Source organism: Nonomuraea sp. NPDC049269 (genome assembly GCF_043197155.1).
Classification (GTDB): Bacteria; Actinomycetota; Actinomycetes; order Streptosporangiales; family Streptosporangiaceae; genus Nonomuraea.
In genome coordinates this window covers 874283-889822 of record NZ_JBICSO010000005.1, presented here as the reverse complement: position 1 = coordinate 889822, position 15540 = coordinate 874283, and the positions used below count along the sequence as shown (strand labels likewise).

The window sequence follows — 15540 nt, the reverse complement described above, 5'->3', positions numbered from 1 at the left end:
GGTGGCAGGCATGGATCCCGTGCCCGCCGCGCGCGCCCTGGTCGCCGAGCTGTTCCCGGACGCTCTCTACGCCTTTCTGGGCGGCAGCGCGCTGACCGGCCGCCGTACGAGCCGGTCCGATCTCGACGTGGTCGTGGTGCTGGACGGCCTGGCCGTGCCCTACCGCGAGTCGCTGCGGTGGCGTGAGTGGCCGGTCGACCTGATGGCGCACAACGAGCTGAGCCTGATCGCCTACGCCGACCGCGATCTGGCCGGGCGCCGGCCCACCCTGCCGCGCGTGTGCGGGGAGGGGGTGGTGCTCACCGACCGGGCGGGACGGGCCGCCGAGGTCCAGGCGGCCATGCGCGAACGCCTCTCCGCCGGTCCCGGCCCCGCCGCGCCGGGGATGCTGGACCGGGCCCGCTACGTCCTGTCGGACCTGCTCGACGACCTGGCGGGCGCGACGGACCCGGGCGAGCAGGCGTTCGTCCGCTGGCAGATCGTCCAGGAGTCGGCCCGGCTGGCGCTGACGGCCGCGGGCCGCTGGCACGGCTCGGGCAAGTGGCTGCTGCGCGAGCTGCGCTCCTACGACGCGGCGCTCGCCGACGAGCTGCTCTCCGCCCACGACGATCCGGTACGCCTGGCCGCCACGGCCACGAGCGTGCTGGAGCGGGCCGGAGGGCGCCTGTGGGAGGGCTACCGGGCGGACGGGGACCCGTTCCACCAACGGCTGCGTCACCTCACCTCAGGCGATCTGACGTCCGAGACCGCCCAGAGCTCCGGCATGCACCGCCTGGCGGCCGTCAGCGGGCGTACGGCCGGGTCCGGCACGCTGTGGATGGGCCAGACCCACGTCGCCCCCTCCACGCGCTCGGCGGATCACCATCACGGGGCGTCGGAGACGGCCATCTACGTGGTCAGCGGCACGCCGTCGTTCGTGTTCCTGGACCCCGGCAGCGCGGGCGAGACCCGGCTGGACACCAAGCCGGGTGACTACATCTTCGTCCCGCCCTATGTGCCGCACCGCGAGGAGAACCCCGACCCCGATCAGGAGGCCGTGGTGGTCATCGCCCGCAGCACCCAGGACGCGATCGTGGTCAACCTGCCCGACCTGGCTACGTACTGGCGCCGCTGACCCGGTAGACGTCGAAGACGCCCTGAATGCTGCGGACGGCTTTGAGCACATGACCGAGATGCTTGGGATCGCCCATCTCGAAGGTGAACTTGCTGATCGCCACCCGGTCTCGTGAGGTGGTCACCGAGGCGCTGAGGATGTTGACGTGCTGGTCGGACAGGGTCCTGGTGACGTCGGACAGCAGGCGGGGCCGGTCGAGGGCCTCGACCTGGATGGCCACCAGGAAGACCGAGTCGTCGCCCGGCGACCAGCTCACCTCCACCAGGCGGTCGGGCTGCGTCTTGAGCTGCATGATGTTGGTGCAGTCGGCGCGGTGCACGGACACCCCGTGCCCCCGGGTGACGAAGCCGACGATCTCGTCGCCGGGCACCGGGGTGCAGCACTTCGACAGGCGTACCCAGACGTCGCTGTCGCCCGCGACGACCACGCCCGCGCCGCCACCGCCCCTGGGACGGCCGCGCAGACGCGTCGGGAGCGAGGTCTCGGCGATGTCCTCCTCGGCGCTGTCGACGCCGCCGATGGAGGCCACAAGCTTCTGCACGACCGTCTGGGCGGCGACGTGCCCCTCCCCCACGGCCGCGTAGAGGGCCGAGACGTCGGGATAACGTAGGTCACGGGCCAGCGCCAGCAGCGACTCGCCGGACATCAGGCGTTGCAGCGGCAGCCCCTGCTTGCGCATGGCCCGGCCGATGGCCTCCTTGCCCGCCTCGATCGCGGTCTCGCGGCGCTCCTTGGAGAACCACTGGCGGATCTTGTTGCGGGCGCGGCCGGACTTGACGAACTTGAGCCAGTCGCGCGACGGGCCGGCGTCGGGTGACTTCGAGGTGAAGATCTCGACCGTGTCGCCGTTGCCCAGCCGCGACTCCAGCGGCACCAGGCGGCCGTTGACGCGGGCGCCGATGCAGCGGTGGCCGACCTCGGTGTGGACCGCGTAGGCGAAGTCGACCGGGGTGGCCCCCTCCGGCAGCGCCACCACCTGGCCGCGCGGGGTGAAGACGTAGACCTCGGAGACCGACAGGTCGAAGCGGAGCGACTCCAGGAACTCGCCCGGGTCGGAGGTCTCCTTCTGCCAGTCGAGGAGCTGGCGCAGCCAGGCCATGTCGCTGCCCGGCTTGACCTTGCCGGCCGGGCCGGGGGCGCCGACCTCCTCTTTGTACTTCCAGTGGGCGGCCACGCCGTATTCGGCCCGGTGGTGCATGCCTTGCGTGCGGATCTGCAGCTCGACGGGCTTGCCCTCGGGGCCGATCACCGTGGTGTGCAGCGACTGGTACATGTTGAACTTGGGCATCGCGATGTAGTCCTTGAACCGGCCGGGGACCGGGTTCCAGCGCGCGTGGATCGTTCCGAGGGCCGCGTAGCAGTCGCGCACGCTGTCGACGAGGACTCTGATGCCCACCAGGTCGTAGATGTCGTCGAAGGCCACGTCCCTGGCGATCATCTTCTGGTAGACCGAGTAGTAGTGCTTGGGCCGGCCCTTGACCACCGCGCGGATCTTCGCCTCGCGCAGGTCGCCGGAGACCTTCTCGATGACCTCCTGCAGGAACAGGTCCCTGCGCGGGGCCCGCTCCGACACCATGCGCGCGATCTCGTCGTAGCGCTTGGGGTAGAGCATGGCGAAGGCCAGGTCCTCGAGCTCCCACTTGATGGTGTTCATGCCCAGGCGGTGGGCCAGCGGGGCGAAGATCTCCAGGGTCTCGCGGGACTTCTGGTGACGCTTGTGCTCGGGCAGGTAGCGCATCGTGCGCATGTTGTGCAGCCGGTCGGCCAGCTTGATGATCAGCACCCGGATGTCGCGCGACATCGCCACGACCATCTTGCGCACGGTCTCGGCCTGCGCGGCGTCGCCGAACTTGACCTTGTCGAGCTTGGTGACGCCGTCGACCAGGGACGCGATCGTGTCGCCGAAATCGCCGCGCAGCTCGTCGAGGCTGTAGGCGGTGTCCTCGACGGTGTCGTGCAGCAGGGCCGCGCACAGCGTCTCGTCATCGGTGCCGAGCTCGGCCAGGATCGTCGCGACGGCCAGCGGGTGGGTGATGTACGGGTCGCCGCTCTTCCGCTTCTGGTCGCGGTGGTGGTAGGCGGCCACGTCGTAGGCGTGCTCGATCAGGCGCAGGTCCGCCTTGGGATGGGTGGCACGGACCGTCCTGAACAGCGGCTCCAGCACCGGATTCATGGCCCCACCCCCAAACCTCCGTCGACGCGCAGCCGGAGCACCGGGCGCCGTCTCGGCATTCCCTGCGTCAGTTGCGTCGGGCACGACCACATCGCGGGGCACACAGACTCCTTACCTTCGAGTCCAGGCCCCCCAGTGTATCCAGGTGAGAAACCTGGCCTGTCTTGGGGCGGGCTCAGACGATCACAAGGGAGCGCAAATCCACTCCCGCAAGACGCTCGCGTCCTTTGAGAAAGGCCAGCTCCATCAGCACGGCGACGCCGACGACCTCGGCTCCGGCCCTGCGCACCAGCTCCACGGTCGCCTCCGCCGTGCCGCCGGTGGCGAGCACGTCGTCGACGATGAGCACCCTGTCACCTTCGGTGAAGGCGTCGCGGTGCACCTCGATGGTCGCGGAGCCGTACTCCAGATCGTAGGACTCTTCAAGAGTTTCGGAGGGCAGTTTGCCCTTCTTTCTGATGGGCACGAATCCGGCCCTCGCCCGGTAGGCCACCGGAGCGGCCAGAATGAAGCCCCGGGCCTCGATTCCGACGATCTTGTCCACATCGTACGCCCCGGCCAGCTCGTCGACCACAGCCGTGAACACCGCCGAGTCGGCCAGCAGCGGGGTGATGTCCTTGAACATGACTCCCGGCTGGGGATAGTCGGGCACATCCCTGATGCGGTCGCAGATCAACGAGCTCAGGTCGCTCATGACGGCACTCCTTCGGTTGACCGCCGGGCGGTCGCTGCTTCCCACGACTGACGGCCTCCATGATGGCCCATCCTGGGCACCACCGGCGCCGGGTGGGTATTGGGTGGCATTCACCCGGTTATGTCCGTCTCTGTGAGGGCCCTCAGGGCCTCCACAGAGCGACGCCCCCTCCCTGGGTGGGCGGGGGCGTCGTTCGTGCGTGTACGGGCCGTGTGGGCTAGCCCTTGGCCGTCGCAGCCTTCTTGCCGCCCTTGGCGGCCTTGGGGCCGGTGGAGGCGAGCCGCCGGGCGATGGCCTGGTATTTCGGCTCCCGCTCCTTCAGCGTCACCAGCAGCGGCGTGGCCACGCACAGCGAGGAGTAGGTGCCGACGATCATGCCGACGAACAGCGCCAGCGACAGGTCCTTCAGCGTGCCCGCGCCGAGCAGCGTGGTGCCGATGAACAGGATCGCCGCCACCGGCAGGATCGCGACCAGCGAGGTGTTCAGGGATCGGATCAGTGTGTGGTTGAGGGCGTTGTTGGCCGCCATCGAGTAGGTCTGCTTCGACGCGCTGCCCAGCTTGGCCGTGACTTCCTTGATCATGTCGAACACCACGACCGCGTCGTAGAGCGAGTAACCGAGGATGGTCAGGAAGCCGAGCAGCGTCGCGGGCGTGACCTCGAAGCCCGACCAGGCGTAGACGCCCGCCGTGATGACGAGGTCGTGGATGAGCGCGACGATCGCGGCCAGCGCCATCTTCGGCTCGAACGCCATCGACAGGTACAGGATGATCGCCAGCATGAAGACGCCCAGGCCCATCCACGCCTTCTGCGACACCTCGCCGCCCCAGGACGCGCCGATCGACTGGATGTCGACGTCCTTGACCGGGACGCCGTAGTCCTTCGAAATGGCGTTCTGGACCTTGGTCACCTCACCCTCGTCGAGGGTCTCGGTGGTGACCCGCCAGCGGTCGCCGGCCGTCTGCACGATCGGCTGGTGCACGCCCTCCTCGAGGAAGGTGTCGCGGACCTGCACCACAGAGCTGCTCTGCGGCGCCTTGAAGGAGAAGACCGACCCGCCGTTGAACTCCACGCCCAGGTTGAGCCCGTTGATGAGCAGCCCGGCGAGGGACACGATCAGCAGGAAGCCGGAAAGGCTGTACCAGAGCTTCCAGCGGCCGACGAAGTCAACGTCGATCTCGCCACGGTAGAGGCGACGCCCCAGTCCCATGTCAGGCCTCCTGCGGGGTGGTCGTACGGCCGGTGGTGTGGCCAGGATCTTCCCTCATGCGCTCGGCGTCGAGGCCGGACAGCGGGTGCCCCTTGGCGAAGAACTTGAGCTTGGCCAGCACCGCGATGAACGGCTTCGTGAACAGGAACACCACCACGATGTCGATCAGCGTGGTCAGGCCCATCGCGAACGCGAACCCGGCCACACCGCCCACGGCGAGCACGTACAGCACGACCGCGGCGATGAACATGACGGCGTCGGCGATCAGGATCGTGCGCCGCGCACGCACCCAGGCCACCTCGACGGCCGCGCGTAGCGTCCGCCGCCCTTCCTTCATCTCATCACGTATGCGTTCGAAGTACACGATGAAGGAGTCGGCGGTGATGCCGATCGAGACCACCAGGCCGATGATGTGCGGCAGCGACAGCCGGAACCCGGCGTTGTGGCCGAGCACGACCACTGTCGTGTAGGTGAGGATCGTGGCGACCACGAGGCTGAGGACGGCGACGATGCCGAGGCCGCGGTAGTACAGCAGGCAGTAGAGCACTACGAGGGCGAGGCCGAAGGCACCGGAGATCAAGCCGCCCATGAGCTGGTCCTGGCCGAGGGTCGAGGACACGGTATCGGTCGAGCCGCGGTTGAACTTCAGCGGCAGCGCGCCGTACTTGAGCTGGTCGGCCAGCTCGGTGGCGCTCTGCTGGGTGAAGCCGCCGGTGATCTCGGCGCGGCCGCCCGGGATCGGGCCGATGATGTTGGGCGCGGTGATCACGACGCCGTCGAGGACGACGGCGACCTGGTTGCGCGGCGCCTGCGAGTTGTAGGCGGTGGAGGTCAGCTTGCTCCACGCGGTCGCGCCCTGGCTCTTGAAGTCGAGCTGGACGAGCCACTGGGTGGTGCCCTGCTGGACGCCGGCGCTGGCCGTGTTGATGTCGGTGCCGACGACCTTGGCCACGTCGAGGACGTACTTGAGGCTGCCGTCGGACTCACAGGCGGCGAACTGCTTGGCCGGGTCGTCCTGGACGCCCTGGCCGCGGTTCTTCGGGTCGCTGCAGTCGAGCTTGTTGAACTGCGCGAGCACGTCCTTGTCGATGCCCTGGGTGTTGATCGCCGGCGCGCCGTCCTGAGTGGGCTGGCCGCTCGGCGTCGGGGTGGGCGCCGGAGTGGCCTTGCCGTCCTTGGTCTTCTCCGCCTTCGGCGTCTCCTTGGCCTTCGGCGTGGCAGCCGCCGACGGGGTGGCCGACGGTGCGACCAGCGCGGACGACAGAGCCTTGCCCGTAGGCGACGTGCTGGGCTTCGGGGCCCCCGCCGACTGGGACGTGGACGGCTTGGCCGACTGCGTGGGGGCGGACGTCGCCGTGCCGGAAGGGGTGGCGGACGGCGTGGTGCCCGGCTTGGGCGCCTCGGTGGCGAGCTCCTGCGGAGTCTGCGTGGCCGCTATGGCGAGCACCTGACGGAAGCGGAGCTCCGCCGTGGTGCCGACCAGCTTGATGACCTCGTCCCGTCCCGCGCCCGGAACGGAGATGATGATGTTGGCGCCTGACTTGGCGACCTCCGCGTCGGAGATGCCGGTGCCGTTGACCCGTTCGCGGATGATGTTCACCGCGCGGTCAAGGATCTCCTCGGGCGGAGCGGCACCGTTCTGGGTCACCGGTGTGAGGGTCACCGTCGTGCCACCGGCGAGGTCGAGCCCCAGCTTCGGCGTGAACGCCTTCTGCAGGAACATCGTCCCGCCCAGGGCGATGATGAGCGCCAGCAGCACCAGGAGCGTTCGCCCCGGTCGGCTGTGGCGGCTGGTCGGTCGGGCCACTGGTCGTCAGTCTTTCAGATAGGGGTTTGAGGCAGAGCCTGGTCAGGACTGCTTGGAGCTGGAGTCCTTGCCGCCGTCGCGCTCCACGGTCGGCTCGGTCTCTTCGCGGGGAGTGTCGTCCTTGTCGTCGACCTTGGCCTCGTGGGCGGCGGTGTCGTCAGCGGCGGCGTCCACCACGGGCTCGTCATCGAGGGGCTCGTCAGCCGGGGCGTCGCCGGGAGTGACGACGCGCCCGATGGCGGCCTTCACCCATCGGGTCTCGATCCCGGGAGCGACCTCAAGAACCACATCCTCATTCTCTACTGCGACCACGGTGGCGAACAGGCCAGTCGTCGTCATGACCCGAGCACCCGGCGCCAGTGAGTTCTGCATGGCGGTCGCCTCTTGCTGGCGCTTGCGCTGGGGGCGGATCAGCAAGAAGTAGAACACCACCACCAGAAGGATCAGCGGCAGGATGCTTCCGAGTTGTCCCATGTCCATAAGGAGCGACCTTCCATTGTCGTACAAGAAGTTGACACCGGCCTCGCGCCGGAAATTCCGTGCGTAACGTCGGGGCCGCGCCGCTCAGCCCGTCAGCCTACACAGCCAGCCAAGCCACGGAGTGTAGGCCGTTGTTGCGAAACGCGGCAACGAGGCAGCGTTTCGGCGCGCGGGGAAGTTCCCATATTGAAACGGTTGCAACCGTTCTGTGATCAGTCGAAAAGCGTCGCTCCGAAGGCGTCGGGCGGCGGTGTCATCCCGAGGTGGTGCCAGGCGGCGGCGGTGGCGACCCGGCCGCGCGGGGTCCTGGCCAGCAGTCCTTGGCGTACGAGGAAGGGTTCGGCCACCACTTCGACGGTCTCCGGCTCCTCGCCGACGGCCACGGCGAGCGTGGACAGGCCGACGGGGCCGCCGCCGAACTTGCGCAGCAGCACCCCGAGCACCGCGCGGTCGAGCCGGTCGAGCCCTTCGGCGTCGACTTCGTACAGATTGAGGGCCGCGGAGGCGATGTCACGGTCGATGACGCCGTCCGCGCGGACGTCGGCGAAGTCGCGGACCCGGCGGAGCAGGCGGTTGGCGATGCGGGGCGTGCCGCGCGAGCGCCGGGCGATCTCGTGCGCGCCTTCGACCGGCAGCCGCACGTTGAGCAGCCTGGCCGAGCGGTAGAGGACCCGCTCCAGCTCCTCGACCTCGTAGAAGTCCATGTGCGCGGTGAAGCCGAACCGGTCGCGCAGCGGCGCGGGCAGCAGCCCGGCCCTGGTGGTGGCGCCGACCAGGGTGAACGGCGCGATCTCGAGCGGGATCGCGGTGGCTCCCGGGCCCTTGCCGACGATGATGTCGACGCGGAAGTCCTCCATCGCGAGATAGAGCATCTCCTCGGCGGGGCGGGCCATCCGGTGGATCTCGTCGATGAACAGCACCTCGCCCTCGGCCAGCGTCGACAGGATGGCCGCGAGGTCGCCGGCCCGCTCCAGGGCCGGCCCTGACGTGATGCGGAGCGGAGCGCTCAACTCGGCTGCGATGATCATAGCCAGTGTCGTCTTGCCCAGACCCGGCGAACCGTTCATCAGCACGTGATCCGGCGGCCGATTGCGCCGCATGGCGCTCTCCAGCACCAGCGACAGCTGCTCCCGCACCCGCGCCTGGCCGATGAACTCGCTCAGCCGCTTGGGCCGCAGCGCCGCCTCGATCTGCACCTCGTCGCCCTCGGCGTCGGGTGACACGAGATCACGCTCGAGGCTCACGCCTCCACCTCCCACCGCGGGGACCGGGCCGGCCCGCTCATCGCGCGCTGCTCAGCGATCGCAGGGCGGACTTGAGCAGGACGGCGATCTGCGGGTCGTCACCGGCCTCCGGCTCGATGATGGCGATGGCCTCGTCGGCGTCCTTGCTGGAGTAGCCCAGCCCCACCAGCCCCGAGTGGACCTGGTCGCGCCAGGCCGCCACTCGCCGGCCGCCGTTGAGTGCCGCGTCGACCGCCTCGTCGGGGGTGCCGAGCCGGTCCTTGAGCTCCAGGACGATGCGCTGGGCGCCCTTCTGGCCGATGCCCGGCACCTGGGTGAGCGCCTTGAGGTCGGCGGAGGCGACGGCCACGCGCAGCGCGTTGGGCGAGTGGACGGCGAGCATGGCCAGCGCCAGCTTGGGGCCGACGCCGCTGGCCGTCTGGAGCAGCTCGAAGACCGTGCGCTCGTCGGCGGTGGCGAAGCCGAAGAGGGTGAGCGACTCCTCGCGCACCACCAGCGACGTGGCCAGCCGCGCCTCCTCGCCCACCCTGAGCGTGGCCAGAGTGGCGGGTGTGCAGTGGGTGAGGATGCCGACCCCGCCGACCTCGATCACCGCACCGTAGGGGGCGATCGCCGTCACCTGCCCGGCCACCGACGCGATCACAGCGCCACGTCCTTCCTTGTCGTACGGGCCTGCGCGGCGCGGCCCTGAGCCTTGGCCTTGGCCATGGCCTCGGCCAGGCGATGCTGGGCCCCGCCGCGCCACACATGGCAGATGGCCAGGGCGAGCGCGTCGGCGGCGTCGGCGGGCTTGGGCATCTCGCTGAGCCGCAGCAGGCGGGTCACCATGGCGCCGATCTGCTTCTTGTCGGCGGTGCCGCTGCCGGTGATGGCGGCCTTGACCTCGGACGGGGTGTGCAGCGCGACGGGCAGGCCGCGCCTGGCCGCGCACAGGACCGCGATGCCCGCCGCCTGGGCGGTGCCCATGACCGTGCGGACGTTGTGCTGGCTGAACACCCGCTCGACCGCCACCGCGTCGGGGCGCACGTCGTCGAGCCACTGCTCGATGCCGGCCTCGATGCCGACCAGCCGGGCGCCCAGCTCCTCGTCGGCGCCGGTGCGCACCACTCCGACGGCCACCAGGGACAGCGGCGCGCCCGGCCGCCCCTCGACCGCGCCCAGGCCGCACCGGGTCAGCCCCGGATCGACGCCCATCACCCGCACCGGCCTGCCTCCCCGCGCCGCCGAACATCTGTTCGGCACGAGACTCTACCCCGGCTGACGTGCCCGCGCATCGGGAAACGCCCTGCCGGACCGGCGAACGAGGGCGGACCGGCGGACGAAGCGGGCCGGCGAACGTGGGCGCGCCGACGAACGGGGGCGGGTCTGTCAGAAGTAGTCCAGCATGTACGGCTTGGCGGCGAAGGCGGTGTCGAGCAGCTCGTCGTACCGCTCGTGCCCGGACATGAGGCCACTGCGGCGCAGCGTGGCCGCCGGGATCCCGGCGTACAGCGCGGAGAAGCCGTTGATCGACAGCACCGGCCCGGACTCCGCCGAGTCCCCGAGCGGGGTGGCGTGCCCGGCGCCGCCGGAGAACTCCAGCCGCCAGCGCCCCGTGTTGCCCGGCCGCAGCCGGTCGGCCACCTCGACGACCGCGTCGCCGGCGACGACGGCCGGATATCCCCTGCGCTCCACGGCTGCCGCCACGTCGAGCACGCGAGACATCCACCGCACCAGCTCGGCCTGCTCCGTCGACCGCTCGCGCAGCAGCCACAGCACCGGGTCGTCGGGCGCGACACTGGCGGTGACGTACTCGGCCATCGACGAGGCGGAACCCACCAGCGACCACAAGGCTCTGGAGGTCTCCTCGGATCCGGCGACGAGGTTGTCGACCTCGATGTCCTGGCCGTCCCAGCGGTAGACGACGTAGCCGTCCGGCGCCAGGTAGAGGAAGTCGTCCTCCGCCTCGAGCAGGCGGACCCAGGTGCGCTCGTCCCACGAGACGGGCCCGGAGGCGCGCGCGGCGCCGTGTACCCGCCGCAGCACGGAGACCAGCTCCGCCGCGTCGCCGGGGCCCATCCTGCGCAGCTTGACCTCGCCGGACGGCGGGATCGTGCGCAGGGACTCGGCCCGGAGCTTGACGCGGTGCCGCGCTCCCGCGTGCTCGTAGCCGGCCGAGCGGTACAGGGGCGTGGTCGCCGGGTAGAGCGCGGACACGGCGTCGCCGAGGGCGACGGCCCGTTCCACGGTGGCCCGCATGAGCCGGCCGCCGACGCCCTTGCCGCGGTCCTCCGGATTGACGGTGACGGCCGCGACTCCGGCCATGGGCTGCGGCTTGCCGTGCCACCACTGGGTGAACGGGCGCAGCCGCGCGGCCGCGACGAGCCTGAGGCCGTCGAAGACGCCCACGTAGCGGCCCTCGGTCAGCGCGGGCAGCGCCGCCTTGCGCCAGCGCTCCCGTTCGGCGGCCGGGATCGGACCGAAGGCGCGTATACGCAGGTCGAGAACGGTGTCGAGGTCGTCGGAGGTCACATCACGGATATCCACGAACCCACAATTTACGCAGGCAGCGCGTCCTCCCGCGAACCGCCCACGGTGATGGCGAGCCGGTCGAGGTAGAGCAGCTGCGCGGCCACGACGCCGACCAGGGCGACGGCGACCACGGCCAGCGGCGTGGCCAGGCCGACGTCGGGCCCCGCCGAGGTGTAGCCGGTCGTCTGGGTGAGCAGCGTGACCGGCGCGGTGGCCAAGCCGGGCTCCTGGGCGACCAGCAGGGGCCAGGTGAGGTCATGGCCGTTCACCAGCGTGACGGCCAGGGCGAGGATGCCGGCCATCGGCAGTGAGGGCAGGACCACGCCGCTCAGGAAGTCCTTGTCGGTGCGCGCGGCCAGCCCCTTGCACAGCAGCGTCAGGATCAGCAGGGCGGGCACGCTGACCAGGATCGGCTGGATGAGGGCGACGAAGGAGTCGATCAGTCCCATGCTGCGGATGGTGCGCCAGTCGGCGACGCTCAGCGGGCCGATCCCGACGAACAGCCAGGGGGCGAAGGCGAGCAGCAGCCACTCGCTCCGGCGGCCCAGGGGTCGCAGGCCGCCGATGCCGAGCGCGGCCAGGTAGGCGACGCCCACCGACACCAGCGCGCCGATGAGGGCGGGCGCCCAGGTGTTGACGACGGTACGCAGCCCGGACGGGGCCGCGGATCCCGCCTGGACGGGGGCGAACAGCGCCGACAACCACGGCCAGGTCAGGACGAGCCCGACGGCCGCGAAGACGACCAGCGCCACCACGCCGACGATCACCTTCGCACCGGCGCCGGGCCGGGCCGCATCGGGGTTCCGCGCATCCTCGCGGGGCACGACCGTGATGCGCATGCCGCTCGCCGCCGCCACGCAGACCGCGGCGATCCCCAAGATGCCCAGGATCACCCCGATCACGGTCGCCACCGTGGCGCCCTGCCCGACCTTGACCGCCATGAACGTGTAGGTGTACTGGACGAGGCTCAGCGTCTGCGTGGACCCGTTGGGCCCGCCGTGCGTCATCGTCAGCCCGATCGAGAACGCCTGCAGCCCGGCGGCGACCATCGCCAGCGCGACGAGTGCCCCCACGGCGAGCATGGCCGCGGAGACGGTGCCGCCGCGCAGCGCGGGCAGGAACGCCATCGTCGCCAGCGCGCAGACCACGCCGAAGGTGGCGGCGGCGGTGATGAGCTGGAGCGTCAACGGTGCCGTGGCGGGGTCGCGCAGCCCTTCGGCCAGCGCGGCCAGGCCGGACGCGTCGGACCTCAGCCCGCTCATCCAGGAGATCGCCACGGCCACCGGGGAGAACGTCACCAGGGCGAGGGACAGCACGATCCGCCCGGCCCGCCTGGCCAGACCGCCCGACCGGTCGAGCGCCAGCGCTAGCAGCGGCCCCACCACCACGGCCACCAGCAGCGGCATGACCGCCAAGGAGAGCGTGAAGACCAGTGCCTTCCAGAACGCCCCCTCGCCCAGCACCTGGCCGAAGTTGGCGAACCCCACGTAGCTGGTCGGGCCGGTGATCCCGACCGACTGGAGGCTGAGCAGGATCGTCTGGACGGTGGGCAGGACCAAGGAGATCAGCGTGCCCAGCAGCGCCGGCAGAAGAAGCAGCCAGCCCAGGGCCGGAGACGCGAAGTCGGCAGAGGTCTCGGTAGGGGTACGGGGGGAGGTCACGACGCCCGACCTTACAGCGGACTCCGTTCAGGCGTGCACGCTCACGCCTCCAGCTTCTCCATGATCTCGTCGGAGACGTCGAAGTTGGCGAAGACGTTCTGCACGTCGTCGCTGTCCTCGAGCGCGTCGATGAGGCGGAAGACCTTCTTGGCGCCGTCCTCGTCGAGCGGCACGCTCAGCGTGGGCAGGAAGCTCGACTCGGCGGAGTCGTAGTCGATGCCCGCCTCCTGGAGCGCCTTGCGCACCGGCACCAGGTCGCCGGCCTCGGACACGACCTCGAAGGAGTCGCCCAGGTCGTTGACCTCCTCGGCGCCCGCCTCCAGCACCGCCGCCAGCACGTCGTCCTCGTCGACCCCGTCCTTGGGCACGAGCACGACGCCCTTGCGGTTGAACATGTAGGACACCGAGTTGGGGTCGGCCAGCGAGCCGCCGTTACGGGTGAGCGCGACGCGCACCTCGGAGGCCGCGCGGTTGCGGTTGTCGGTGAGGCACTCGATGAGCACCGCGACGCCGCCGGGCGCGTAGCCCTCGTACATGATGGTCTGCCAGTCGGCGCCGCCCGCCTCCAGGCCGCCTCCGCGCTTGCGGGCCCGTTCGATGTTGTCGTTGGGCACGGAGTTCTTCTTGGCCTTGAAGATGGCGTCGAAGAGCGTCGGGTTGGCGTCCGGATCGGGGCCGCCGGTCCTGGCCGCCACCTCGATGTTCTTGATGAGCTTCGCGAACAGCTTGCCGCGCTTGGCGTCGAGCGCGGCCTTCTTGTGCTTCGTCGTCGCCCATTTGGAGTGGCCGGACATTACCTAGAGCTCCCTCAGCATGTCTACGAAGTAACGGTGCACGCGCGTGTCACCCGTCAGCTCAGGGTGAAACGAGGTTGCGAGCAGCGGCCCTTGGCGGACCGCGACGATCCTATCCCCAGGCTCGGCGATGCCCAGCACTTCGACGTCCGTGCCGACCGATTCGACCCATGGGGCGCGGATGAAGATGGCGTGCACCGGCTCGCCGGCGAAGTCGAGATCGGCCTCGAAGGAGTCGACCTGGCGGCCGAACGCGTTGCGCCTGACGACCATGTCGATGCCGCCGATGGTCTGCTGACCGTCGACGCCGTCCTCGATCCGGTCGGCCAGCATGATCATGCCGGCGCAGGAGCCGTACGCGGGCATGCCCTCCTTGATCCGCATCCGCAGCGGGTCGAGCAGGTCGAAGGTGTCGGCGAGCTTCCACATCGTGGTCGACTCACCACCGGGGATCACCAGGCCGTCGACCGCGTCCAGCTCGGCGGGCCGGCGTACGGCGATGGCCGACGCGCCGGCCTCCTGGAGCATGCGCACATGCTCGCGCACACTTCCCTGGAGAGCGAGTACACCGATCGTGGGCACGGTGAATCCTTCCGTCCGGATGCGGGTTTCGGACAATTCAACACCAGGACGGCCTCGGATCTTCCTACGGGGCGCGATCAGCCGACCGCCGCGGCCTCCTGGACGGCGATGCCGTCCACGCGGGCCAGGGCGCTGAGGTGGTGGCGCCGGGCGTACAGGATGCCCATGCCGACCAGGCAGCAGAGGGCGCCGACCGCGTACGGCACCGGGGCGCCGAGCTCCTCGCCCAGCTTGGTGGCGATGAACGGGGCCAGCGCGCCGCCCATCCAGCGGACGAAGTTGTATCCGGCGGAGGCGACGGGCCTGGGCGCGTCGGAGACCTCCATGGCCGACTCGGTGAAGACGGTGTTGTTCAGGCCGATCGGGATGCCGGACAGGATCGTGCAGACGATGATCCCGGCGTGTCCCGACACGGCGATGCCGACCTGGAGGACGGCCAGCAGGCCCAGCGCGAGTTGCAGGACGTTCACCGAGCCGATCCGGCGCTGCAGCGGCGGCGCGGCGAACACCGAGGCGAGCGCCACGCACACGCCCCAGCCGAAGAACACCGCGCCGATGCCGTAGGCGGTCATGTGCAGGATGAACGGGGTGAAGGCGAGGATCGTGAAGAAGGCGAAGTTGTAGAACAGCGCGGTGAAGGCCGTGGTGGACAGGCCGCCGTGGGCCAGGGCCCGGATGGGCGCGCTGAGCTTGGTCCTGACGGCGGGCTTGGGCGTCGTCTTCAGCAGCGTGGCGATCAGCACGAAGCCGATGGCCATCAGGGTGGCGGTGCCGAAGAAGGGGGCTCGCCAGTTCCAGTCGCCGAGCAGCGCTCCGGCCAGCGGTCCGGCGGAGATGCCCAGGCCGAGCGCGGCCTCGTACAGGATGATGGCCGCGGCACCGCCGCCGCTGGCCGCGCCGACGATGACGGCGAGCGCGGTGGCCACGAACAGCGCGTTGCCCAGGCCCCAGCCCGCGCGGAAGCCGACGAGCTCGGCGACGCTGGTGGAGGTGCCCGAGAGCGCGGCGAACACGATCACCAGGGTGAGCCCGGCCAGCAGCGTGCGCTTGCCGCCGATGCGGCTGGAGACCCAGCCGGTCAGCAGCATGGCGACGGCGGTCACCAGGAAGTAGCTGGTGAACAGCAGCGACACCTGGCTGGGCGTGGCCTTCAGACCTTGGGCGATGGACGGCAGGATGGGGTCGACGAGGCCGATGCCCATGAACGCGACCACCGCGGCGAAGGCGGTGGCCCAGACGGACATCGGCTGACGAAGGATTCCGCCACCGG

At 70.2% G+C, this 15540-nt stretch carries 14 protein-coding genes; 1 reads left to right on the top strand and 13 read right to left on the bottom strand.

Going from position 1 to position 15540, the window contains the following annotated elements:
* Nucleotides 1-10: 10 nt before the first annotated feature.
* Complete coding sequence (locus tag ACGFNP_RS31560) at nt 11-1114, top strand: cupin domain-containing protein (protein WP_393325022.1); 1104 nt, start codon at nt 11-13, stop codon at nt 1112-1114.
* Here the strand turns inward: ACGFNP_RS31560 and ACGFNP_RS31555 are convergent.
* The 13 genes from ACGFNP_RS31555 to ACGFNP_RS31495 all read right to left on the bottom strand — a co-directional run bounded on the left by ACGFNP_RS31555 (nt 1095) and on the right by ACGFNP_RS31495 (nt 15514).
* The gene (locus ACGFNP_RS31555; protein ID WP_358325860.1) at nt 1095-3287 is read right to left on the bottom strand and encodes a bifunctional (p)ppGpp synthetase/guanosine-3',5'-bis(diphosphate) 3'-pyrophosphohydrolase; all 2193 of its coding nucleotides are present in this window, start codon (nt 3285-3287) and stop codon (nt 1095-1097) included. The genes ACGFNP_RS31560 and ACGFNP_RS31555 overlap by 20 nt on opposite strands.
* A 175-nt stretch (nt 3288-3462) precedes the next feature.
* Nucleotides 3463-3981: an adenine phosphoribosyltransferase gene (locus tag ACGFNP_RS31550; protein WP_393325020.1), complete on the bottom strand. Its 519-nt coding sequence runs from the start codon at nt 3979-3981 to the stop codon at nt 3463-3465.
* 217 nt (nt 3982-4198) lie between these two features.
* Nucleotides 4199-5191 (bottom strand): protein translocase subunit SecF, encoded by a 993-nt coding sequence (gene secF / locus ACGFNP_RS31545; RefSeq protein WP_393325018.1) that lies wholly within the window; start codon nt 5189-5191, stop codon nt 4199-4201.
* A gap of 1 nt (nt 5192) precedes the next feature.
* Complete coding sequence (gene secD, locus ACGFNP_RS31540) at nt 5193-6998, bottom strand: protein translocase subunit SecD (protein WP_393325016.1); 1806 nt, start codon at nt 6996-6998, stop codon at nt 5193-5195.
* Between the two features lie 42 nt (nt 6999-7040).
* On the bottom strand, nt 7041-7472 hold the full coding sequence (yajC, locus tag ACGFNP_RS31535; protein WP_358325849.1) for a preprotein translocase subunit YajC: 432 nt from the start codon (nt 7470-7472) through the stop codon (nt 7041-7043).
* Between the two features lie 218 nt (nt 7473-7690).
* Nucleotides 7691-8722: a Holliday junction branch migration DNA helicase RuvB gene (ruvB, locus tag ACGFNP_RS31530; protein WP_358325846.1), complete on the bottom strand. Its 1032-nt coding sequence runs from the start codon at nt 8720-8722 to the stop codon at nt 7691-7693.
* Between the two features lie 37 nt (nt 8723-8759).
* Complete coding sequence (gene ruvA / locus ACGFNP_RS31525) at nt 8760-9365, bottom strand: Holliday junction branch migration protein RuvA (RefSeq protein WP_214638633.1); 606 nt, start codon at nt 9363-9365, stop codon at nt 8760-8762.
* Nucleotides 9362-9925, bottom strand: coding sequence for a crossover junction endodeoxyribonuclease RuvC (gene ruvC, locus ACGFNP_RS31520; protein ID WP_358325842.1), 564 nt, complete (start codon nt 9923-9925; stop codon nt 9362-9364). Before ruvC ends, ruvA begins: the two co-directional genes overlap by 4 nt.
* 165 nt (nt 9926-10090) lie before the next feature.
* On the bottom strand, nt 10091-11248 hold the full coding sequence (eis, locus tag ACGFNP_RS31515) for an enhanced intracellular survival protein Eis (RefSeq protein WP_393325012.1): 1158 nt from the start codon (nt 11246-11248) through the stop codon (nt 10091-10093).
* Between the two features lie 11 nt (nt 11249-11259).
* Complete coding sequence (locus tag ACGFNP_RS31510) at nt 11260-12894, bottom strand: hypothetical protein (RefSeq protein WP_358325836.1); 1635 nt, start codon at nt 12892-12894, stop codon at nt 11260-11262.
* A gap of 41 nt (nt 12895-12935) precedes the next feature.
* A complete protein-coding gene (locus tag ACGFNP_RS31505) occupies nt 12936-13688 on the bottom strand; it encodes a YebC/PmpR family DNA-binding transcriptional regulator (RefSeq protein WP_358325834.1) in 753 nt (250 codons plus the stop codon).
* A gap of 3 nt (nt 13689-13691) precedes the next feature.
* The gene (gene pdxT, locus ACGFNP_RS31500) at nt 13692-14270 is read right to left on the bottom strand and encodes a pyridoxal 5'-phosphate synthase glutaminase subunit PdxT (protein ID WP_358325831.1); all 579 of its coding nucleotides are present in this window, start codon (nt 14268-14270) and stop codon (nt 13692-13694) included.
* A 77-nt stretch (nt 14271-14347) separates the two neighbouring features.
* Nucleotides 14348-15514 carry an MFS transporter gene (locus ACGFNP_RS31495; protein ID WP_393325009.1) on the bottom strand — a complete coding sequence of 389 codons (1167 nt, stop codon included), beginning with the start codon at nt 15512-15514 and terminating at the stop codon, nt 14348-14350.
* Nucleotides 15515-15540 lie beyond the last annotated feature (26 nt).

Coding starts and splice junctions, on each gene's coding strand:
- ACGFNP_RS31560 (WP_393325022.1), top strand. CDS start 11: ATGGATCCCGTGCCCGCCGCGCGCGCCCTGGTCGCCGAGCTGTTCCCG.
- ACGFNP_RS31555 (WP_358325860.1), bottom strand. CDS start 3,287: ATGAATCCGGTGCTGGAGCCGCTGTTCAGGACGGTCCGTGCCACCCAT.
- ACGFNP_RS31550 (WP_393325020.1), bottom strand. CDS start 3,981: ATGAGCGACCTGAGCTCGTTGATCTGCGACCGCATCAGGGATGTGCCC.
- secF (WP_393325018.1), bottom strand. CDS start 5,191: ATGGGACTGGGGCGTCGCCTCTACCGTGGCGAGATCGACGTTGACTTC.
- yajC (WP_358325849.1), bottom strand. CDS start 7,472: ATGGGACAACTCGGAAGCATCCTGCCGCTGATCCTTCTGGTGGTGGTG.
- ACGFNP_RS31505 (WP_358325834.1), bottom strand. CDS start 13,688: ATGTCCGGCCACTCCAAATGGGCGACGACGAAGCACAAGAAGGCCGCG.
- ACGFNP_RS31495 (WP_393325009.1), bottom strand. CDS start 15,514: ATGTCCGTCTGGGCCACCGCCTTCGCCGCGGTGGTCGCGTTCATGGGC.